The 21,051-nt window shown below is 59.5% G+C and carries 22 protein-coding genes; 5 read left to right on the top strand and 17 right to left on the bottom strand.

Going from position 1 to position 21,051, the window contains the following annotated elements:
• Positions 1-159: 159 nt before the first annotated feature.
• Complete coding sequence (locus RYC18_RS14530) at positions 160-1,206, bottom strand: RHS repeat-associated core domain-containing protein (RefSeq protein WP_044295362.1); 1,047 nt, start codon at positions 1,204-1,206, stop codon at positions 160-162.
• Positions 1,207-1,436: 230 nt separating this feature from the next.
• Between RYC18_RS14530 and RYC18_RS14525 the strand changes: the two genes are divergently transcribed.
• Positions 1,437-2,000: a DUF2780 domain-containing protein gene (locus tag RYC18_RS14525; protein ID WP_004654797.1), complete on the top strand. Its 564-nt coding sequence runs from the start codon at positions 1,437-1,439 to the stop codon at positions 1,998-2,000.
• On the opposite strand, the gene RYC18_RS14520 is transcribed toward RYC18_RS14525, so the two are convergent.
• On the bottom strand, positions 1,980-2,879 hold the full coding sequence (locus RYC18_RS14520; protein WP_005781164.1) for an acyltransferase: 900 nt from the start codon (positions 2,877-2,879) through the stop codon (positions 1,980-1,982). The two genes, RYC18_RS14525 and RYC18_RS14520, sit on opposite strands and share 21 nt — an antisense overlap.
• A gap of 193 nt (positions 2,880-3,072) precedes the next feature.
• Between RYC18_RS14520 and RYC18_RS14515 the strand changes: the two genes are divergently transcribed.
• Complete coding sequence (locus RYC18_RS14515; protein WP_005735042.1) at positions 3,073-3,576, top strand: ATP-dependent zinc protease; 504 nt, start codon at positions 3,073-3,075, stop codon at positions 3,574-3,576.
• 266 nt (positions 3,577-3,842) lie between these two features.
• On the opposite strand, the gene RYC18_RS14510 is transcribed toward RYC18_RS14515, so the two are convergent.
• The 10 genes from RYC18_RS14510 to RYC18_RS14465 all read right to left on the bottom strand — a co-directional run bounded on the left by RYC18_RS14510 (position 3,843) and on the right by RYC18_RS14465 (position 14,972).
• The gene (locus tag RYC18_RS14510; protein ID WP_057404979.1) at positions 3,843-4,472 is read right to left on the bottom strand and encodes a glutathione S-transferase family protein; all 630 of its coding nucleotides are present in this window, start codon (positions 4,470-4,472) and stop codon (positions 3,843-3,845) included.
• A gap of 69 nt (positions 4,473-4,541) precedes the next feature.
• Complete coding sequence (locus tag RYC18_RS14505) at positions 4,542-4,724, bottom strand: hypothetical protein (protein ID WP_316886361.1); 183 nt, start codon at positions 4,722-4,724, stop codon at positions 4,542-4,544.
• Positions 4,721-5,854, bottom strand: a complete 1,134-nt coding sequence (locus RYC18_RS14500) for a PepSY-associated TM helix domain-containing protein (RefSeq protein ID WP_010194796.1) — start codon at positions 5,852-5,854, stop codon at positions 4,721-4,723. Before RYC18_RS14500 ends, RYC18_RS14505 begins: the two co-directional genes overlap by 4 nt.
• A gap of 121 nt (positions 5,855-5,975) precedes the next feature.
• Positions 5,976-6,959: a FecR domain-containing protein gene (locus RYC18_RS14495; protein ID WP_005781175.1), complete on the bottom strand. Its 984-nt coding sequence runs from the start codon at positions 6,957-6,959 to the stop codon at positions 5,976-5,978.
• Positions 6,956-7,474: an RNA polymerase sigma factor gene (locus RYC18_RS14490; protein ID WP_002555616.1), complete on the bottom strand. Its 519-nt coding sequence runs from the start codon at positions 7,472-7,474 to the stop codon at positions 6,956-6,958. Before RYC18_RS14490 ends, RYC18_RS14495 begins: the two co-directional genes overlap by 4 nt.
• Positions 7,475-7,760: 286 nt before the next feature.
• The gene (gene betA, locus RYC18_RS14485; RefSeq protein ID WP_005758134.1) at positions 7,761-9,467 is read right to left on the bottom strand and encodes a choline dehydrogenase; all 1,707 of its coding nucleotides are present in this window, start codon (positions 9,465-9,467) and stop codon (positions 7,761-7,763) included.
• 140 nt (positions 9,468-9,607) lie between these two features.
• Positions 9,608-11,080 carry a betaine-aldehyde dehydrogenase gene (gene betB / locus RYC18_RS14480; RefSeq protein ID WP_316886353.1) on the bottom strand — a complete coding sequence of 491 codons (1,473 nt, stop codon included), beginning with the start codon at positions 11,078-11,080 and terminating at the stop codon, positions 9,608-9,610.
• 102 nt (positions 11,081-11,182) lie between these two features.
• Positions 11,183-11,776, bottom strand: coding sequence for a transcriptional regulator BetI (gene betI / locus RYC18_RS14475; RefSeq protein WP_002555619.1), 594 nt, complete (start codon positions 11,774-11,776; stop codon positions 11,183-11,185).
• Positions 11,777-12,211: 435 nt separating this feature from the next.
• Entirely contained in the window at positions 12,212-13,600 is a 1,389-nt protein-coding gene (locus RYC18_RS14470) for a GTPase/DUF3482 domain-containing protein (RefSeq protein ID WP_057423325.1), read from the bottom strand.
• Positions 13,593-14,972 carry a DUF2868 domain-containing protein gene (locus tag RYC18_RS14465; RefSeq protein ID WP_316886347.1) on the bottom strand — a complete coding sequence of 460 codons (1,380 nt, stop codon included), beginning with the start codon at positions 14,970-14,972 and terminating at the stop codon, positions 13,593-13,595. The genes RYC18_RS14470 and RYC18_RS14465 overlap by 8 nt, the downstream gene beginning before the upstream one ends.
• Before the next feature lie 109 nt (positions 14,973-15,081).
• On the opposite strand from RYC18_RS14465, the gene RYC18_RS14460 reads away from it, so the two are divergent.
• Entirely contained in the window at positions 15,082-15,594 is a 513-nt protein-coding gene (locus RYC18_RS14460; protein WP_005781189.1) for a dihydrofolate reductase, read from the top strand.
• A gap of 190 nt (positions 15,595-15,784) precedes the next feature.
• A complete protein-coding gene (locus RYC18_RS14455; RefSeq protein ID WP_316886344.1) occupies positions 15,785-16,843 on the top strand; it encodes a haloacid dehalogenase-like hydrolase in 1,059 nt (352 codons plus the stop codon).
• Positions 16,844-16,895: 52 nt separating this feature from the next.
• Here the strand turns inward: RYC18_RS14455 and trmB are convergent, their stop codons facing one another.
• The 4 genes from trmB to RYC18_RS14435 all read right to left on the bottom strand — a co-directional run bounded on the left by trmB (position 16,896) and on the right by RYC18_RS14435 (position 19,184).
• Positions 16,896-17,543: a tRNA (guanosine(46)-N7)-methyltransferase TrmB gene (trmB, locus tag RYC18_RS14450; RefSeq protein WP_316886437.1), complete on the bottom strand. Its 648-nt coding sequence runs from the start codon at positions 17,541-17,543 to the stop codon at positions 16,896-16,898.
• Positions 17,544-17,640: 97 nt separating this feature from the next.
• Positions 17,641-18,435: a thiazole synthase gene (locus tag RYC18_RS14445; protein ID WP_003304387.1), complete on the bottom strand. Its 795-nt coding sequence runs from the start codon at positions 18,433-18,435 to the stop codon at positions 17,641-17,643.
• 52 nt (positions 18,436-18,487) lie between these two features.
• A complete protein-coding gene (gene thiS / locus RYC18_RS14440; protein ID WP_003372514.1) occupies positions 18,488-18,688 on the bottom strand; it encodes a sulfur carrier protein ThiS in 201 nt (66 codons plus the stop codon).
• A 115-nt stretch (positions 18,689-18,803) separates the two neighbouring features.
• Positions 18,804-19,184, bottom strand: a complete 381-nt coding sequence (locus tag RYC18_RS14435) for a DUF423 domain-containing protein (RefSeq protein ID WP_005781198.1) — start codon at positions 19,182-19,184, stop codon at positions 18,804-18,806.
• Between the two features lie 80 nt (positions 19,185-19,264).
• Here RYC18_RS14435 and mtgA point away from each other — a divergent pair, with 80 nt between their 5' ends.
• The gene (mtgA, locus tag RYC18_RS14430; RefSeq protein WP_057404993.1) at positions 19,265-19,975 is read left to right on the top strand and encodes a monofunctional biosynthetic peptidoglycan transglycosylase; all 711 of its coding nucleotides are present in this window, start codon (positions 19,265-19,267) and stop codon (positions 19,973-19,975) included.
• A 172-nt stretch (positions 19,976-20,147) separates the two neighbouring features.
• On the opposite strand, the gene rpoH is transcribed toward mtgA, so the two are convergent.
• Complete coding sequence (gene rpoH / locus RYC18_RS14425; protein WP_002555629.1) at positions 20,148-21,002, bottom strand: RNA polymerase sigma factor RpoH; 855 nt, start codon at positions 21,000-21,002, stop codon at positions 20,148-20,150.
• Between the last annotated feature and the right edge of the window lie 49 nt (positions 21,003-21,051).

The following is a 21,051-nucleotide window of genomic DNA, read 5'->3' as shown; positions in this document are numbered from 1 at the left end:
GTGCCAGGCCGAAAGGCGCTGAACACAGTCATGCCGGCGCACAGACCGAAGCGCCCTTCACTCATTGATGGGCGTGACTTAAACACAACAAAACTTATTATCAGCGTCATGGTTAAAAGGCGCTCCGCCTACCCCTTTAACCAACTGGGTGGTTGGCCATTATCGGAATCGATTTGACGCGCCCGCCCGCTTCTCGATAGTGCCATTGCCACCTCTAAGACGCTCAACCGCACGTCTATAATAGTCAAGATTATTCTTTACAGCATACGGTACAAAATCACCTCTACCAATATATGATTCATTTGTCAGGACCAGTTCATCACGCCGTCTTTTAGCTTCATGAATGTCTACATCTTCACCTTCTATCCTCAGGTAACTTTTTCGAGCAGGAACGAATGGTGGAGCATTGCTGGGCGGCCCTTTCTTTGGAGGGATGGGCGGTGGGACATTGCTCGGCAGTCCTTTCTTGGGAGGGCGGGGTGGTGGGGCAACAAATTGTGACCTATCGATAATACCAGATGCAGACATATGCGAGCTCACCGAGTTAGTTGAAGTAGTTACCTGTGTGGACCCGAAACTCTCGACAGGATCAAGCAACGGGGAAGATAGAGAATCCTGGCTACCGTTTCGACCAAGTAAGCGCTTTTTCACACTGCTTGCTCTTTTCAAAATGTTCATTAAAAACGTTGGCCAATGTCCGCCCGGATCAACCCGATTAACCGGGTCCTCCTCACAATACGCATACGCATTCAACCCGCCCTCGCCAAACGGGCTCAAACTGTCCGGACTATTGAACCTCATCAACACCGGATTAAAAGCCCTGTACCCATTGCCCAGCAAATAATGCCCTGTAATCGGGTCAAGCCGCTGGCCGGTAAAGCCCGGCAGGCTTGCGGGACCTGAAGGGTAACGATGGCCGTAAGGCGTATAAGCAAACGCCAAACCCTGTGCCGCGATCACGGACTGCTGTTGGTCCGTCGCCAGTAACAGACAATCGTTCTGGTTGTTTTCCACACTCAGGTGAGCCAGCAAATGCTCGTCCGTACGCAGAAGCGTGTGCTGTATCTGCCCCTGAATTTGCGTCGCCAAGCGATTCTGCTGATAAAAGAACCGGGCGCTCCCCTGCGCCGCAGGCGAGCAGTCGGCCAAGCGATCCGTTGCGTCGTAATGGTAAGTGCAGAGCACTACAGGGCTGGCAGAAGACATGAACATCACCTGCGGCAATCGATGATAGAACCGTAATTCTGGGCGTGTGATCTCGTGCTGCACAGCTAGCAGAAATGCTAGGGAGCCCATCTCGTCTGCCAGAGCCGATTCAGGCAAATGAAATAACTGCCTGTCTTCAGCGCGTTGGGAACAAGTCTCTGTTGCTCACAGTCAAACCGTCTGCTTTACCGCCCACTCATGGGCGGTTCAGGTTTGATAAGGGTGACGCAATGAAAACTGCACGCGGTATGGCTTTGGTAACGTTGATGGCACTGGCTGCAAGCCCGGTGTTTGCCTTCAATCTGAATGACGCCGCAAATGCGGTTTCCAATGCCACGAGTGGCAATCAGAAAGCCACAGCGGCCCCTGAAGTCGCAGGACTGCTTAATACCCTTGGCACCCAGCTCAATGTCACCCCTGAACAAGCCGTTGGCGGAACAGGCGCATTGCTCGGGCTGGCGAAGAACAAGCTGACCAGCACCGATTATTCGCAGTTGGCCAAATCGGTTCCCGGCCTGGAGCAGATGTCCGGCACCTCCGCACTGGACAGCCTGGGAGGCGCAAACGCACTGGGCAGCCTGCTCGGTGGCAAGTCCGGCGATAACTCGATGCTCAACAGCGCACTGGGCAACGTGCAGAGCATGGGTGATGTGAATAACGCCTTCAAGGCACTGGGCATGGACAGCACGATGGTCAGCCAGTTTGCCCCGCTGATTCTGCAATACCTCGGGCAGCAAGGTGCCAGCGGTTCGGCGTTGCAGAGCCTGAGTGGGTTATGGGGTTCCGGCAGCTGATTCAAGCCGCAACGCCGCAATACGCGCATCTTTCTCCACCCAGAGCTGGTTGACCCAGCTCTGGATTTTCTCGCGAAACACCGGATCGTTCTCGTAATCGCCCTGCCACAGTGCCGGGTCCATTTCACGGGTTTTGATGTCGACAATCACCTTGGGCACCCGCCCGCACAGCATGTCCCAGAACCCCGGAATGCCTGAACCCGGATAGACCACGGTGACATCGAGAATGGCGTCCAGTTGCTCGCCCATGGCAGCCAGCACGAATGCGACGCCACCGGCCTTGGGCTTGAGCAGATGGGTATAGGGCGATGCTTGAGTCGCATGTTTGCCCGGAGTAAAGCGCGTGCCTTCCAGATAGTTGACGATGGTCACTGGCTGACGCTTGAACAGCTCGCAGGCGGCCTTGGTGATTTCCAGATCCTTGCCCTTCAGTTCCGGGTGCTTCGCCAGAAACGCCTTGCTGTAGCGCTTCATGAACGGGTAATCCAGCCCCCACCACGCCAGGCCCAGCAGGGGCACCCAGATCAGTTCTTTTTTCAGGAAAAACTTGAAGAAGGGCGTGCGCCGGTTGAGTGCCTGGACCAGCGCGGGAATATCCACCCACGACTGATGATTGCTGATGACCAGATACGAAGTATCACCGCGCAAGCCCTCATCGCCACGAATATCCCATTGCGTCGGTATGCAGGTGGCGAAGATGACCTTGTCGATCTCGGCCCAGGTTTCGGCAATCCACATAACGGCGACTGAACAGTGATCGCGCATTCGGCCTCTGAACAGCAGCTTGAGCAAGGCAAAAACCAATAACGGACCTATCAATACCAGCGTATTGATCAGTAACAACAAAGCAACAAAACAGCCGGTGAGCAGACGGCGCATGGCGGACTCTTGAAGGTTCAGGGGCGGCAATAATAAAGACCCACGCGTTTTACGCCAATTACACAGGTGCTTACAAATGTTTCACGTCCGGGCACTTATGCTGGCCTGACACTCTTGCTGGCGAACCTACTGCAGGTTCGCTGTCTAAAAACGCGCGCCAATCAGGCGCTGACCATTGCGAGGAACCTCTCACGTGAAACCAATCCTGGCGCTATTGTCGTTGCTGGCCCTGCCGGTCATGGCTGCTGAACCGACGCTGTATGGCCGCTACGAGAACATCAAGGTTCTGGACGTAGACCAGACCTTCAAGGCCAAGATGGACACCGGCGCACTGACTGCTTCACTGTCGGCCAAGGACATCGAGCTGTTCCAGCGTGATGGCGATGACTGGGTGCGATTCCGTCTGGCAACCAAGGGCGCCGACAACAAGGTGTATGAGCACAAGGTGTCGCGGATCAGCAAGATCAAAGGGCGTGCAGAAGGTGATGACGAAGACGACGAAGGCATCAACCCTGCCAAGCGTCCTGTTGTAGACCTGGAACTGTGCCTGGGAAACAAGAAGCGCACGGTCGAAGTCAATCTGGTCGACCGCAGCCACTTCAACTTCCCGCTACTGATCGGTGCCAAGGCGCTGCGCGAGTTCGACGCAGCGGTTAATCCGGCCCGCCGCTACACTGCTGATGAGCCTGATTGCTGAGGCGTCTATCGTGCTCATGCTTCTTCCTGACTATCGTGCGACGCTCCGCGTCGCATGCCGTTCTGGACGCTCCGCGTCCGGTCTTGAGGGCGTGGCGCGGCGCAGATTTGTGACGCAGAGCGTCACCCACGGCATTCCCACGCTGGAGCGTGAGGAACGATAGCCGCACGCGAGAACACCATCGTGCCCATGCTCCGCGTGGGTATGCCGTTCAGGACGCTCCGAGTCCTATCTTGACTGTGCGGCGCGGCGCGGCGCAGATTGACTCAAACTGGCGGCAGGGTCGCGATCATCGAAGGGCGTTGACTGACGTCCAGATACCAGGCGGCCAGTCGCGGATAAATGCTGCGCCAGTTCAGATCCGGCTGGCGAAAGTCCAGATAACCGAGCGCCACGGCGACGCTGATCGATGCGACATCAAAGGATGTGCTGAGCTCGGTGACCGCATCGCTTTCGAAGTAATGCAGCGAGCGTTCAATCTTCTGCTGCTGGTTGTCCAGCCACTGGTCCCAGTGTTTTTCCTGCGGACGCAAGGCAGTTTCGTAGCGGATCATTACCGCTGCATCCAACACCGCATCGGCCAGCGAAGCCAGGGTCAGGCGCCTCCAGCGTGCCGAGCCTTCCCGGGGGATCAGTGGCAGGCCCACGTGCTGGTGGTCGAGAAAATCAAGAATCACCCGGCTGTCATGAATGACATTACCGTCAGCCAGCCTTAGCGCGGGAAGTTTGCCGGCCGGGTTGTCTTCATTGAGCTCGGCAGACGGGCTGACCGGCGTCAGCACTGTGGTCTGCAACTCGACGCGGTCGAGCTGAGCGGTTTCATGAAGCATCACCATCACCTTGCGGGCAAAAGGCGAGGCGGCGTTGAAGTACAACGTCATCGTGGGCGCTGACATGGGTGTTCCTCGAATGAGACAGGATCCTAGACTAGTCAGCCTGTGACGCGCCTGCAATGAGCGTTTCAATCAGCCGCGCCGCACCAGCAAGCCCTTGATGCTCAACAGGGCAGCCGTCCCCATGCCCAGCCACGCCAGCGTATCCCACCAGCCATCCCCCAGCAGCGCGGCGAACAAGTCGACGCCGATAAGCAGCGCTATCAAGGCGGGTATCGCAAAGGTCTTCCAGAATCCCGATGGCCTGGAACTCATTGCGCCGCCTGAGCGCGAATCACGCTCACCGAGCGCGTGGCACGCCGTCTCACCCACCACAGGTACACCCCGCTGCCGAGCACAATGATGGTCAGCACATCCAGTACCGCCCAGAGAATCTTCATCGGCATGCCGCCGTAATCACCGAAATGCAGAGGCTGCGACATACCCAATGCATCCATGTACCAGGGACGCTCGACCACGGCCGTGACTTGCAGCGTCTGCGCGTCGATCAGCACTGGCGTGGCCAGGTGCGCAGTCAAGTGCGTGTTGCCTTTGAGGAACACCGCGTAATGATGCTCGCTGGAGAAGCGCGTGCCGGGGAAAGCGATGAAATCGGCCTGCATGCCGGGCGCAGCGGATTCGGCAATTTCCAGCAATCGAGTCGCCGGGGCGCGCTGGGTCAATGGCGGCGCGTCCTTGTAAGGGGCGATCATGGTGGCCAGCGCATCATTGCGCCAGGAGGCAATCAGCAGATCGGCACAGGCACTGATCACCCCCGTCACGCCCACAACCAGCGCCCAGGTCAATGTCACTACGCCGATCAGGTTGTGCAGGTCCAGCCAACGCGTACGCCTGGATTTATTGACCCGCACCTGGCCGAACTCCAGCTTGCGCATGAACGGCGCATACAACACGGTCCCGGAAACAATCGCCACCACAAACAGCAAACCCATGAACGCCAGCAGCAATTTGCCGGGCAGGTTGGCGTACATGTCTACGTGCAGGCGCAGCATGACCATCATGAAGCCGCCATTGGCAGAAGGCATTTCCAGCGCTTCACCGGTGCGTGCATCAAGGGCGAAGGTATGCGATGAGTTGGGCTCGGTACCTGCGGTTGCCGCGGTGATGGCCATCACGCCATTGGGGTCTTCGTCGTCCCAGCCGAAATACTGCATCACCTCGCCGGGGCGATGCGCTTCGGCGGCCCTGGCCAGTTGCTCCAGGTTCAGATGCGGCGTGTCGGCAGGCATCTCCTGGTACTGCGGGGCGTCGCCCAGCAGGTGATCGATTTCATGATGGAAGATCAACGGCAGTCCTGTAACCGCGAGCATCAACAAAAACAGGGTGCAAATCAGGCTGCTCCAGGTATGCACGATGGACCAACGGCGCACGGTTTGGCTTTTCATGGTTTATCCACAGGCGAAGGGACGCAAAACCGAGCGTGCCCCCGAAATGACTTGTAAGACTAAGCCGCTCGAAACCGGAAAAGTGTCAGGGCGATCCGGTGCAGGCATGAAGAGGTATGTTTCAGAGTTTTGCCGGATTGCTGCTGGCCTGCTCATCCCTGGCCAGCACAGTGACCCACCACGCGGTGTGTTGTTCGATCTGCACGGGTAAGGTCGGCAACAACGCCTTGAGCGCCAGGTCAGTGTCGGCCAGCGGGAATGTGCCGGTAATACGCAGATCAGCCACGGTCGAGTCGACACCCAGATGGCCTGTACGGTAACGACCCAGTTCAGCAAGCATGTCCGCCAGCCGGGCGTTGTCCACCACCAACATGCCGCGCGTCCAGGCGTCGACGCCGGAAGGCATGCTGAGCAACGGGCCAAGGCCATTGCGCGTGAGGAGAACCTGCTGGCCCTCGCGCAGAACCTGTTCACCGGACGCATTGCGCGCATTGGCGGCAACCGCTGATTGCAGCACGCTGAGCAGTGTTCCGTCTGGCTCGCGACGGACCAGAAAGCGCGTACCCAGGGCGCGCATTTTGCCATCCGCAGTTTCGACGATGAAGGGACGCGGATCGTCATGATTGCCGGTCTGCACCATTATTTCGCCGTCCTGCAGAATCACCCGACGTTGCTGCGCATCGAAGCGCACATCAATCGCGCTGTGGGTGTTAAGGCGAATCAGGGTGTTGTCCGCCAGATGCACGTCACGCTGTTCACCGGTGGCGGTGCGCTGATCGGCAAGCCAGTAATCTATCGGCAGGTAGCGGTCGCCGACGAACAATGCCAGCCCCAACGCCATGAACACGCCGACCAGACCGCCGCCAAGCTTGCGCAAGCTATGCCGCTGGGCACCAGGCGATTGCTGCAATGCCTTGCGCGCCGGACCTGCTGGCAAGGCAAAACGCTGATTGACCATGCCCAACTGGCTCCAGGCCCTGGCATGCTCTTCGTCGGCGGCCAGCCAGCGAGCAAGCTCAGCGTCATTGCCGCTGCTGCCATCCATGTTCAATTGCCACTGGATCGCGGCGTCCAGAACATGAGCGGATACCGGCCTGGTGTTCATGTCGGCTCACCGTAGAGCGCCACATAGCACTGACGCATGGCTTGAGCCAGGTATTGCCTGACGCGCGAAACCGAGACGCCCAGCCGCTCGGCAATTTCGCCGTGGCTCAGCCCGTCGAGTCGACTGTACAGAAAGGCTGCCCGTGCTTTGCTGGAGAGGCTGCCCAGCATACGGTCGATCGCTTTGAGGTCTTCCAGAATCAGCATCTGCTCTTCCGGCGAAGGCTGCTCGGCCTCGGGAACCTGCATCAACTCCCCGAGATAAGCCTGCTCCAGCGCAGCGCGGCGGAAGTAGTCGAACATCAGTCCCTTGGCAACGGCCGCCAGGAACGCTCGAGGCTCTCTGGGCGTCAGCAATTCCTGTCGCCCGAGCAAACGCACGAACGTGTCCTGACTCAAATCCTGAGCACGCTGTGGACAGGCGACATTACGTCTGAGCCAGGCCAGCAGCCAACCACGATGATCGCGATACAGCGCGCCAACAATCTCGCTATGAGTGCTTGGGACTGACGACACGAATAGCCTCGATGAGAAAGATCTAACTAAAGAGAATCATTCGCGATTGTGGCAGAGCGCAGAGATGGTGGCAATTCGCGTCTGTCGGGAGGAGGGTCTGAATCGAGTTGGCGCTCGTACCAATGCTCCGCGTCCATTGCAACGCGGAGCGTCGGGAAATGCATTCCCACGCTGCAGCGTGAGGAACGAGAATCCTGTAACTATCGTGCCGATGCTCCAGTGTGAAATGCATTCACGCTGGAGCATGCACAACGAAAGGCGTCCAGGGAGGACGCCCGTCGTCAGATCAGGCCTGGTGGCTGATTTCGCGCAGCGGCTTGCCACGTGCAGGTTTGTCGCCTGCAACGAAGTAGTCGGCGGTGCTGCGTGGCAGGGGCTGACGACCGCGGATCTTGTCGGCGATTTTCTCGGCGATCATGATTGTCGGTGCATTCAGGTTACCGGTGGTGATGATCGGCATGATCGAGGCATCGACTACGCGCAGGCTTTGCAGGCCATGCACACGGCCCTGACCGTCGACAACGGCCATCTCGTCGGTGCCCATCTTGCACGAGCAGGACGGGTGATAAGCCGTTTCAGCATGCTCGCGCACGAACTGATCCAGCGCTTCATCAGACTGCACATCGATACCGGGGCTGATTTCGCGGCCACGGTACGGGTCCAGAGCCGGTTGCTGCATGATCTCGCGAGTCAGGCGGATACCATCGCGAAACTCCTGCCAGTCCTGCTCACTGGACATGTAGTTGAACAGGATGCTCGGGTACTCGCGCGGGTCTTTGGATTTGACCTGCACACGACCACGGCTCGGCGAACGCATGGAGCCGACGTGAGCCTGGAAGCCGTGTTCCTGAACGCCCTTGGTGCCGTTGTAGTTAATCGCGACCGGCAGGAAGTGGTACTGAATGTTCGGCCATTCGAACGCTTCGCTGGAGCGAATGAAACCACCGGCTTCAAACTGGTTGCTCGCACCGATACCGGTGCCGAGGAACATCCACTCTGCACCGATGGCAGGCTGGTTCCACCACTTCAGCGAAGGGTACAGCGACACCGGTTGGGTGCAGGCGTACTGCAGGTACATCTCCAGGTGATCCTGAAGGTTCTGGCCAACGCCCGGCAGGTCATGAACCACCGGAATATCCAGCTTGTTCAGCACTTCGGCCGGGCCGACGCCGGAACGCTGGAGAATCTGTGGCGAAGCGATCGCGCCGCCACACAGCAGCACTTCCTTGCGGGCACGGGCCTGGATGCGGGTGTCGCTGTCACCTACCAGGTACGCCACGCCGACGGCACGCTTGCCTTCGAACAGAATGCGATCGGTCAGCGCGTGAGTGACGATGGTCAGGGTCGAGCGCTTCTTCGCTTCGTCCAGATAACCACGGGCGGTACTGGCGCGACGACCGTTAGGCGTCACGGTGCGGTCCATCGGACCGAAACCTTCCTGCTGATAACCGTTGAGGTCGTCAGTGCGCGGGAAACCGGCTTGCACGCCCGCCTCGACCATCGCGTGGAACAGCGGATTGTTGCCTGCCTTGGGCGTGGTCACGCTGACCGGACCTTCACCACCGTGGTAGTCATTCGGGCCGATGTCACGCGTCTCGGCCTTGCGGAAGTACGGCAGGCAATCGAGGTAGCTCCAGTCTTCAAGGCCCGGCTCTTTGGCCCAGCCGTCATAGTCCATCGCGTTGCCGCGGATGTAGCACATGCCGTTGATGAGCGACGAACCGCCCAGGCCTTTACCACGACCGCATTCCATGCGGCGGTTGTTCATGTGTGGCTCTGGCTCGGTCTCGTAGGCCCAGTTATAACGGCGGCCCTGCAGCGGGAATGCCAGAGCGGCTGGCATCTGGGTACGGAAATCCAGACGGTAGTCCGGGCCACCGGCTTCGAGCAGCAGAACAGTGACGCCTGCGTCTTCGGTGAGACGGGCTGCCAGGGTATTACCGGCAGAGCCGGCACCAATGATGATGTAGTCGTATTCGGATTGAGTCGTCATAGAGGCTCCCTCATAGAGCTGCAAGTCTCAAGCCTTGGCTGCAAGCAGAAGCAGCGAGGCGATACTTGTGAAAATGGGGTGCGGCAAACCACTTTTGATTGCGTCTGCTTGAGGTTTGCCGCGTGCCACTTGAAGCGTGTTTAGAAAACCGAGGCGTAGTCGCCCAGTTCGATCTGTACCGACTTGATCCGCGTGTACTGCGCCAGCGAGCTGATGCCGTTCTCACGACCAACACCCGATTGCTTGTAACCGCCGACCGGCATTTGTGCCGCCGACTCGCCCCAGGCGTTGATCCAGCAGATACCGGCTTCCAGCAGATGAATCACGCGGTGTGCGCGGTTCAGGTCGCGAGTCACGATGCCTGCGGCCAGACCGAAGTCGGTGTCGTTGGCGCGGCGCACCACTTCGTCTTCGGTGTCGTAGCCGAGGATGCTCATTACCGGGCCGAAGATTTCTTCACGCACGATGGTCATGTCGTCGGTGCAGTCGGTGAACACGGTTGGCGCAACAAAAGCGCCCTTGTCGAACACACCACCGGTCAGACGATCACCGCCGCACAACAGGCGTGCGCCCTGCTCTTTGCCCTTGGCGATGTAGCCCAGCACGCTTTCCATATGCTCGAAGCTGACCAGCGGGCCGAAGTTGATGTTTTCGTCTTCCGGGTTACCGGCGCGAATACGCTTCACACGCTCAAGGATTTTCGCTTCGAACTCGGCTTTCAGAGCGTTCGGCACGAACACGCGGGTGCCGTTGGTGCAGACCTGACCGGAACTGTAAAAGTTGGCCATCATTGCGATGTCGGCAGCACGGTCCAGATCAGCGTCGTCAAACACGATCAGCGGCGACTTGCCGCCCAGCTCCATGGTCACTTCCTTGAGCGACGAGCTTGAGGCACTGGCCATGACTTTTTTGCCGGTGTCGGTGCCGCCGGTGAACGAGACTTTCTCGATGCGCGGGTGCTCGGTGATCCAGGTGCCGACTTCGCGACCGCTACCGGTCAGCACATTGAACACGCCATTTGGCACGCCAGCTTCGGTGTAGATTTCTGCCAGCTTCAGGGTGGTCAGCGAGGTGACTTCACTCGGCTTGAAGATCATCGCGTTACCCGCGGCCAGCGCCGGTGCGGATTTCCACAGGGCGATCTGGATCGGGTAGTTCCACGCACCGATGCCTGCAACCACACCCAGCGGCTCTCGGCGGGTGTAAACGAAAGAGGAATCACGCAGCGGGATCTGTTCGCCTTGGATGGCAGGCACCAAGCCTGCGTAGTATTCCAGTACGTCAGCGCCGGTCACGATGTCCACGTAGCGGGTTTCGGAGATGGCCTTGCCGGTGTCCAGTGTTTCCAGAGCGGCCAGTTCATCGTTGCGCTCACGCAGGATGTCGACGGCACGGCGCAGGATGCGCGAACGCTCGACGGCGGTCATGGCCGCCCAGATTTTCTGGCCCTTTTCGGCGGCGACGACTGCGCGCTCGACATCGTCCTTGCCGGCGCGCTGGATCTGCGCCAGTACTTCGCCGTTCGCCGGGTTGATGGCATCGAAGGTTTCAGTGTTGCTGGCATCGACGTAACCGCCATCGATGTAAAGTTTCTGCAGTTCAAAACGGGCCATAAAGTCCTCGCAAATTCAGTGGGGGGCGATGACTGATTTCAGTGTGCCGGGTTCGTTCGGCAACAGGCTTTTACAGTCGTTCGGTAAGGGGCTTCGAAAGCCTCAGCTCGCCGATTTCGCCAATTGGAAATCCATGTACTCGTAAGCAATCCGTTGCGCTTGCTCGGTGTCGAATGCATCGCCTGACAGCGCGCCTCTCAGCCACAGCCCATCTATCAGGGCAGCAAGCCCGCGGGCGGCGCTGCGTGCCTGTTCCAGTGGCAAGGTACGGCGGAACTGACAGCACAGGTTCGAATACAAACGGTGGTCGTTGATACGCTGCAATCGGTGCAGCGAAGGGTGATGCATGCTGGTCGCCCAGAAGGCCAGCCAGGTTTTCATGGCCGGGCCGCTGACCTGACTGGCGTCGAAGTTACCTTCGATGATCACTTGCAGATGAGCCCTTGGGCTGTCTTCGGTCAGCGCCTGCCGACGTTCGCGGACGTTCTGGATCAAGGCGTTCATCAGATGCCGCATCGTGGCGGCGATCAGGCCGTTCTTGTCCTGAAAATAGTGACTGATGATGCCGTTGGACACGCCCGCCAGTCGCGCAATCAGAGCAATGCTGGCGTCGCCCATACCGACCTGATCGACCGCTGTGAGCGTGGCCTGGATCAGTTGTTGGCGGCGGATGGGTTGCATTCCGACCTTGGGCATTGGCGCGATTCTCCCGGGTGTCTGCAATGATCGTTGTACCAAAACGGTGAGGCCAGTCTAAAGATTTTTTATTGAACGATCAATCAATAAAAAATAATCGGCAGGTTTTCGCCGGCAAACGGCAAGCTGAAAAGCGCCTGAATGCGGGGGTTCCGGAGGATGCGTCAAGGCGCAGATTTGTGACGCGGAGCGTCACCCACGGCATTCCCACGCTGGAGCGTGAGGAACGATATCTCAACTATCGTGCTCAGCTTCATCCTCAACTATCGTGCGACGCTCCGCGTCCAGTCTTGGGGCCGTGGCGCTGCACAGACCTGTGACGCAACGGCATTCCTACGGTAGAGCGTGAGGAACGATAACCTCAACTATCGTGCGACGCTCCGCGTCGCATGCCGTTCTAGGACGCTCTGCGTCCGGTCTTCAGCGCTGGAACAGTCAATCCTGCAAAACCACATCCGCCAGCTGATCAATCGCTTCCTGCCGCTCAGCCTGATTCGGTTTGGCGTGCGGATTGAGTGTTGACCATTGCGGGTGGGCGCGGGCACGGGTGAGCGGCTCGGGGATTTTGCCTTTGCGCCAGGTTTTGTCCTGCGGCGTGGTCAATTCCATGCGGTGAATGGCCGCGTGGCCTCTCACTCCCAATGCCAGCAACAAGTGCCCCTGTCGCAGTGCGAGAAGGCGCAGCACTGCATCGTCCACCGTCAATTCCCTGCGGCCCTTCAACTTGCCCAGCAATCGTCCGCCGTAGCTGCGCGCCGTCAACAGGGCACCGCCCGCAATTGCGCCGACTAAAGCCGCAGCGCCAAGCGTTACGCCGCCGACCATCAGATCGACCCCTGCCCCGGCCGCCGCACCGGCTGCCACGCCGCCGCCAACCCGCACGCCCATCAACCTGAGGGTTTCCGGATTGAACAGATCATCGCCCCAACGGCCATCCATCAACGGCAAATCGCTGGTAGACACATCATCCTTGCGAAACGCATAAAGCTTGAGCAGCGCCTCGACACATTGCTGCTCACGCTGGCGAACAGCCTTGCGCAACGCTTCCACAGCCTGCTGTTCCTGCTCGGCAGTGGTCTCGACGCTACGCCGACACGCTGCACAGTCAATCAACAGTTCGGCGATAAGCCGCGCCGCGCTGTGTTTTCTGGCTCGACGTTGTTTCTCCTGATCCTCAATCAAACGCTCAAGCCGAGGCCGCGCGCTTTCCAGCAGCAGCGCCAGGCTTTCGTAAAGACGACGACCGCCATCTTCCGGCGGTGCGACGCTGTCGAAACGCACCAATGCATGCAAACCCAAGCGTGAAAGCGCCTCTCGCCATTCCGGCTCCCGGTGCTCGCGCGCACTGACGAAATTCAGCACCGGCAGCAACGGCTTGCCACAGCTGGCCAGCACTGCCAGCTCGTCACGGTATTTGGCGAGTACCGGTTCACGCGCATCGATCACATACAGCCCAGCATCCGAGCCGAGCAACTGGCGCATGACCTTGGCCTCTTGCTCAAAGCGCTGGCGTGCTTCACTGCCCTCCAGAAAGCGCGCCAGTCGCGCCGGGCCATCCAGACGTTCACCGGGACGATCAAGCCGCTCCAGGTAATCGAGCAGCGCAATGGCGTCCTCCAGGCCGGGCGTGTCGTACAGATCGACCAGCGCCTGACCGTCCACTGACAGGCGGGCGCCTTCCACATGGCGGGTGGTGCTGGGCCGGTGAGACACTTCGCCGAAGCTGACATCGCCGGTCAGGGTACGCAGCAGCGACGTTTTGCCGACATTGGTGTGGCCAACCACCGCCAGCTTGATGGCGCGGACATTGTCTGCTTCAGTCATGGCCTGTCTCCAGCCAGTTCAAGGGCGCGCTGTCTGTGCGCGGCAATTGCAACTGATCCAGCGCGGCGTGCCAGTCGCCCAGACGCTCCAGATCGAGCACCTGCCCGGCAGGCGCGGGCAACAGCCATACACGTGTCGCCCCCGCGCTGCGCGCCAGTTCGGCAATCAGTGCCAGACTGCCACGATCCGGTGAGCGGCGCGGATCGCAGGCGACCACCATGCGCGCAGGCGGATAGTGAGTCAGTTGTTCAAGCAGCTTGTGGCGCGACTCACGGCTGTCGAGAATGCCTGCATCGACCACGCCTGACGGCAGTTCTGGCGGCCAGACTTGTTGATCATCCAGCTCGATGGCCACCAGCAACGCGCCATTACTGTCGGACGCACCCACGCCGGGCTGAATCTGATGCAGCGCGGCAGGTTCGACGTCATTGACGCCCAATCGCTCGCTGCTGGGCATCAATCGTTCACGCAGCTCAAGGTACTCGGGCAACTCAAGATCGAGACGCAGCCCCGCATTCCCCTGCTTCCAGCGCCACAGGCAGAACGCTGCCAGCAACAGACGCGGCACAATGCCGTAAACCAGCAGCACGCCCACCAGCCACGCAGCCCAGGCCTGGCGTGCATTCTCGATACTCAGCGCTGCATTGCCGCTGGCGCGAATCATGGCTTCGTCCGGCACACTGAAGCCCAGCCAAGCCGGGACGGTACTGAGTGTCTGAGTCAGGCTGACAAACGTGTCGCTGCTCAAAATGGTGGTTTCCCAGACAAACCCGTAGCGCCGGGTCGCCATCAGCATCAACAGCACCACCAGCGCACTGACCAGCGCGAGCAGCCACAGGCTGTGAACCACCAGGCCAAGCACCCAGCGATTCAGACGCTTGCGTTGCAGCAGCAGAACCAATGCCGGAGCAAGTTGCGCAGCCTGGGCGTCACGGGCAAGCTTTTCACTCAACCACAGCCATAAGCGGCCCAGCCCGCTGTTGCTGCGGCCAGCGAAGATAAAGCCCAGCGCCCAGGTAGCCAGCAGCACCAGATTAAGCCCAAGCAGACTGCCCAGCGCCCAGAACACATTGACCGGTGCCTGCCCGTCGCCCATTGCGGCGAAGGCCAGGCCCGCGCCACTGATGACAGCGAATACGGCAAGCGCAATCAACGCCAACCGCGCGCCCTGCTTCCAGTGATGCAATGCGCCGAGCATGCCGTCGCGCTGTGCCAGCCCAAGGGCGCGATGGGTGATACGGGCAGTCAGGTCGCCTCCGGCCGCCCGGGCGCGGCGATTGGCTTCCTGATCATCCAGCGCGCCAGCCTGTTGTTCACGCAGGCGCACGGCTTCGGTCAGCCAGAGGGTATCGAGTGGGGTCAGTGCAGTCACACAGTGTCTCTTGATTGAATTCAGCGGTGAGCATAACCGCTGTCATGGGACTGAGCACGGTGCGTGTCAGTTCATTCGCCTGCCCTGCGACCTCTGATATCCTCGGCGCATGAAAACTCATCTCCCCCTTAGCCTGATTGCCGCCCTTGGTGAAAACCGAGTGATCGGCGTCGACAATTCCATGCCCTGGCATTTGCCGGGGGATTTCAAATACTTCAAGGCCACGACGCTCGGCAAGCCGATCATCATGGGTCGCAAGACCTGGGATTCGCTGGGCCGCCCCCTGCCCGGTCGCCTGAACCTGGTAGTCAGCCGCCAGACTGATTTGCAGCTCGAGGGCGCGGAAGTCTTCCCTTCGCTGGATGCCGCAGTCGTGCGCGCCGAGCAATGGGCGAAGGAACAGGGTGTCGACGAGGTGATGCTGATCGGCGGCGCGCAGCTTTATGCTCAGGGCCTTCCCGAGGCGGATCGCCTGTACCTGACTCGCGTGGCACTGAGCCCTGATGGCGACGCGTGGTTTCCAGAAATCGATACGGCGCAATGGGCGCTGGTGTCCGATACCGAGAACGCGGCTGTCGATGACAAGCCTGCTTACAACTTTGAAGTCTGGGAACGCGTCTGATAAGCGTCTTTCGGCGTATTTGAGGTCGCTGACGAAAAACTGCAATAAAAGTGTCGCTTTTAGTTTCACTGTCGCAAATAAAGGGGCAAACGGCGTCTTTTGGCCTTTTTCGGGTCGCTGACGTACTTTTGCCTTCACAATATTTTGTTACGGTTTGTCCCTTCGTTTTTATGACAAGGGAAAATCGCCTATGAAAATCGCGCCAAAACTGCTGGTTGCAGCGCTCTGTGCCGGGCTCGCCAGTCAGTCCTTTGCTGCCACTGAATTGAAGCACTGGCCCGAGCCTGCCGCCAAGGCACTCGACGCGATGATTGCCGCCAATGCCAACAAGGGCAACTATGCGGTCTTCGACATGGACAACACCAGCTACCGCTTCGACCTTGAAGAGTCGCTGCTGCCGTACATGGAAAACAAAGGACTGATTACCCGCGAAACGCTCGACCCTTCGCTGAAACTGATCCCCTTCAAAGACACCGCCGAGCACAAGGAAAGCCTGTTCAGCTACTACTATCGCCTTTGCGAAATAGACGACATGGTTTGCTACCCGTGGGTCGCGCAGGTTTTTTCCGGCTTTACCCTGCAGGAGCTCAAAGGCTATGTCGATGAGCTGATGGCCCTGAAAAAGCCGATCCCGGCGACCTATTACGACGGCGATACGGTCAAGCAACTCAATGTCGAGCCGCCGCGCGTATTCACCGGGCAGACCGAGCTGTACAACAAGCTGATGGAGAACGGCATCGAGGTCTACGTGATGACCGCAGCGTCCGAAGAGCTGGTGCGTATGGTCGCCGCCGATCCCAAGTACGGCTACAACGTCAAACCGCAGAACGTGATAGGCGTCACCACCCTGCTCAAAGACCGCAAGACCGGTGAGCTGACTACCGCACGCAAGCAGATCACCGCAGGCAAATACGATGCGAAAAGCAACATGGGGCTGGAGCTGACACCTTATCTGTGGACCCCGGCGACCTGGATGGCCGGCAAGCAGGCGGCGATTCTGACCTACATCGACCAGTGGAAAAAACCGGTTCTGGTCGGCGGCGATACCCCGACCAGCGACGGCTACATGCTGTTTCACAGCGTCGACGTGAGCAAGGGCGGCGTGCACTTGTGGATCAACCGCAAGGACAAGTACATGACCCAGCTCAATGGCATGATCAAGGACAATGCCGAAGCTCAGGCCAAGGAGAAATTGCCGGTCACGGCGGACAAGAACTGGGTGATCGTCAAGCCGGACGAGATTCAGTAACGGGCTTCATACTGCGTGATCGTGCCCATGTAACCGGGCACGATCAGCACGCTCAGTCGACTTTCTCGAACTTCAGATCCCAGACGCCATGCCCGAGCTTCTCGCCACGGCGCTCGAACTTGGTGATCGGCCGTTCCGCAGGGCGCGGTACGTACTGCTTGTCTTCAGCCTGATTGCGATAACCAGGCGCTACGCTCATCACTTCCAGCATGTATTCCGCGTAAGGCCGCCAATCGGTGGCCATGTGAAACACACCGCCAACCTTGAGCTTGCTACGCACCAGTGCGGCGAATTCCGGCTGCACGATACGGCGCTTGTGGTGACGGCTCTTGTGCCACGGATCCGGGAAGAACAGCATCAGGCGATCAAGGCTGTTATCGGCGACGCAGCGGTTCAGCACTTCAATGGCGTCGCAATCGTAGACGCGCACATTGGTCAGCCCTTGGGTCAGCACACCGTTGAGCAGCGCGCCTACGCCTGGGGAGTGCACCTCGACACCGATAAAATCGTGCTCGGGAGCCGCTGCCGCCATTTCCAGCAACGAGTGGCCCATGCCGAAACCGATTTCCAGCGTGCGCGGCGCAGCGCGACCGAACACCTGATCGAAATCCACCGGCGCATCGGTCAGCGACAGGCCATACAGGGGGAGACCTTGATCGAGGCCGCGCTGCTGACCTTCGGTCATGCGACCGGCACGCATCACGAAACTCTTGATGCGGCGGTGCGGGCGCTCTTCGCCTTCTTCGACAGCAGGCGACTCTGGGTGCGGAACGTGCGAATCAGTCATCAACGGGCTCTTACTTGATCAGGCCATCCAGCGGCGAAGATGCGCTGGCATAGAGTTTTCGAGGCATGCGCCCGGCGAGGTACGCCAGACGACCGGCAATTACAGCGTGCTTCATGGCTTCGGCCATCATCACCGGCTGCTGCGCATGGGCGATGGCCGAGTTCATCAATACGGCTTCACAGCCCAGCTCCATCGCGATGGTGGCGTCGGAGGCAGTGCCGACACCGGCATCGACCAGCACCGGCACTTTGGTTTCTTCAAGGATGATCTGCAGGTTGTAGGGGTTGCAGATACCCAGACCGCTGCCGATAAGGCCGGCCAGCGGCATGATCGCGATGCAGCCGATTTCGGCCAGCTGGCGGGCGATGATCGGGTCATCGCTGGTGTAGACCATCACGTCGAAACCGTCCTTGACCAGTATCTCGGCGGCCTTGAGGGTTTCGATGACGTTCGGAAACAGGGTTTTCTGGTCGGCCAGCACTTCGAGCTTGACCAGATTGCGGCCGTCGAGCAGTTCGCGGGACAGGCGGCAGGTGCGCACGGCCTCGGTTGCATCGAAGCAGCCAGCGGTGTTCGGCAAGATGGTGTAGCGATCAGGTGGCAGCACATCCAGCAGGTTCGGCTCGCCGGGGTTCTGGCCGAGGTTGGTGCGACGCACGGCAACAGTCACGATCTCGGCACCCGAGGCTTCAATGGCCAGACGGGTCTGTTCCATATCGATGTACTTGCCGGTGCCTACCAACAGACGCGACTCGAAAGTCCGACCGGCCAGGACGAAGGGCTTGTCGCTGCGAACATTGCTCATCGGAAATCCTCATAACGTGCAGATGGGGGTTGGGCTAAGTGCAGGTTGCGAACTAGCCACCGCCAATGGCATGAACCACTTCGACCTGATCGCCTTCACTCAGGACGGTCGCCGCATGCTGACTGCGCGGCACGATATCCAGGTTCAGTTCCACCGCAACCCGGCGTCCGGCAAGGTCCAGGCGGGTCAATAATGCCGCGACGGTTTCGCCATCGGGCAATTCAAAGGGTTCACCGTTCAACTGAATGTGCATGCGAGAGCAGCCATCATTTTTGGGGGGCCAGCATTCTAGCCCGATCAGCCGGTATGACCAAGGCAAAGCCACGCCATTCGTCTCAAGCGCGGCTGGCCTCCAGGTGAGCAGATGTTCAAGGAGGCGAACCCAGCCTCCAGGCCGCCAGCCCCAGCATCGACCAGCCAAACAGAAAGGCCAGACCACCGAACGGGGTGATGATGCCCAGCTTGCCGATGCCGGTCAGGGTGAGCGCGTACAGGCTGCCGGAGAACAGCAGTATGCCGATAGCGAACGAGAATCCGGCCCAGGTGACGAGACGCCCGGGGATGTGCGTCGCCAGTATCGCCACACCGAGCAGGGCCAGCGCGTGGATCAGTTGGTAAAGCACACCCGTATGGAACACCGCCAGGTACTCGGCACTCAGGCGTTCCTTGAGACCGTGGGCGGCAAATGCGCCCAACGCCACACCCGTGAAGCCGAAGAAGGCAGCAAGCATCAAAAAGCTACGAAGCATCAGGAACTCCAGTGAAAAATCGTCGAAAGGCGCACGGTCTGTATAATGGCCCGCTCAACGGGTTCGGCCAAGCCATCTCTATGCTGCAGTTTATCCTTCGTCGCTTCGTCAAAGCCCTGCTGTGGTTCGCCGCAGGCAGTGTTCTCGTGGTTCTGGTTCTGCGCTGGGTACCGCCACCAGGCACCGCGCTGATGGTCGAACGCAAGGTCGAATCCTGGGTCGACGGCGAGCCTATCGACCTGCAACGCGACTGGGAACCGTGGGACAGGATCTCCGACAACCTTAAAATTGCGGTCATTGCCGGCGAGGATCAGAAATTCGCCGAGCATTGGGGTTTCGACGTCGACGCCATTCAAGCGGCCATCCTGCATAACGAGCGCGGCGGCTCGATCCGTGGCGCCAGTACGCTTAGCCAGCAGGTGTCGAAAAACCTGTTCCTGTGGTCCGGTCGCAGCTACCTGCGCAAAGGGCTGGAGGCGTGGTTCACTATGCTCATCGAGCTGCTGTGGTCCAAGGAGCGCATCCTTGAGGTGTACCTGAACAGCGTCGAATGGGACGAAGGCGTATTCGGCGCGCAGGCAGCAGCGCAACATCACTTCCGCACCAACGCCAGCGCGCTTTCTGTACAGCAGGCCAGCTACCTCGCCGCCGTCCTCCCCAACCCGCGCGAGTGGAGCGCCAGCCACCCGAGCAGCTACGTCTCGCGTCGCGCCGGCTGGATTCGTCAGCAAATGCGTCAGTTGGGTGGGGATGAGTATTTGCAGGGACTCAATAGCAGCCGTCGGTGGTGATTGCGTCGCGAAGAGGACGCAGAGCGTCCAGAGCTGTATGCGATATTGAGATTATCGTTCCCTACGCTCCAGCGTGGGAATGCGGTTCGTGACGCGGAGCAACGCACGATAGCTGGTACACAAACAAAAACGCCCCGATCATCTCGGGGCGTTTTTTCGTCACCGGGTAGCCTTACGCAGCTATCGACGTCTTGAGCTTGTTCATCGCGCTTTTTTCCAGCTGACGAATACGCTCGGCGGAGACGTTGTACTTCTGCGCCAGGTCGTGCAGCGTGGCTTTTTCTTCTGCCAGCCAGCGCTGGTAGAGGATGTCGCGGCTGCGTTCGTCCAGCACGTCCAGCGCCTGATGCAGGTTGGCGGTGGAGTTGTCAGTCCAGTCGGAATCTTCCAGTTGACGCGCCGGATCGTAGCGGTGGTCTTCCAGATAATTGGCTGGTGACTGAAACGCACTGTCGTCATCCGCTTCGGCTGCCGGATCGAACGCCATGTCATGGCCGGTCAGACGGCTTTCCATCTCACGGACTTCACGCGGCTCGACGCCAAGGCTTTCAGCGACGCGATGCACCTCGTCGTTGTTCAGCCAGGCCAGACGCTTCTTCTGGCTGCGCAGGTTGAAGAACAGCTTGCGCTGCGCCTTGGTGGTGGCGACCTTGACGATGCGCCAGTTACGCAGGATGAACTCGTGAATTTCGGCCTTGATCCAGTGCACGGCAAAGGACACCAGACGCACGCCCATTTCGGGGTTGAAACGCTTCACGGCCTTCATCAGACCAACGTTACCTTCCTGAATCAGGTCAGCCTGAGCCAGACCGTAACCCGAATAACTGCGAGCGATGTGCACGACAAAGCGCAGGTGGGCGAGGACCATTTGTCGGGCCGCGTCCAGATCCTGCTCATAGTAGAGACTTTCAGCCAGTTCACGCTCCTGCTCGGGCGTCAGCAAGGGAATGCTGTTGACCGTGTGCACATAGGCCTCAAGGTTCGCACCCGGGACTAAAGCATAAGCAGGTTGCAAAGAAGTGGTCATACGAAAAAACCTCCAGCGCACAGGTTATGTGCAGTTCAGCAATAGCCAG

Origin of the sequence: Pseudomonas syringae group sp. 247E2 (assembly GCF_032587795.1) — a bacterium.
Lineage (GTDB): Bacteria > Pseudomonadota > Gammaproteobacteria > Pseudomonadales > Pseudomonadaceae > Aquipseudomonas > Aquipseudomonas amygdali.
Note: the sequence above shows the minus strand (reverse complement) of the source record. Positions and strands in the feature narration are given on the sequence as shown.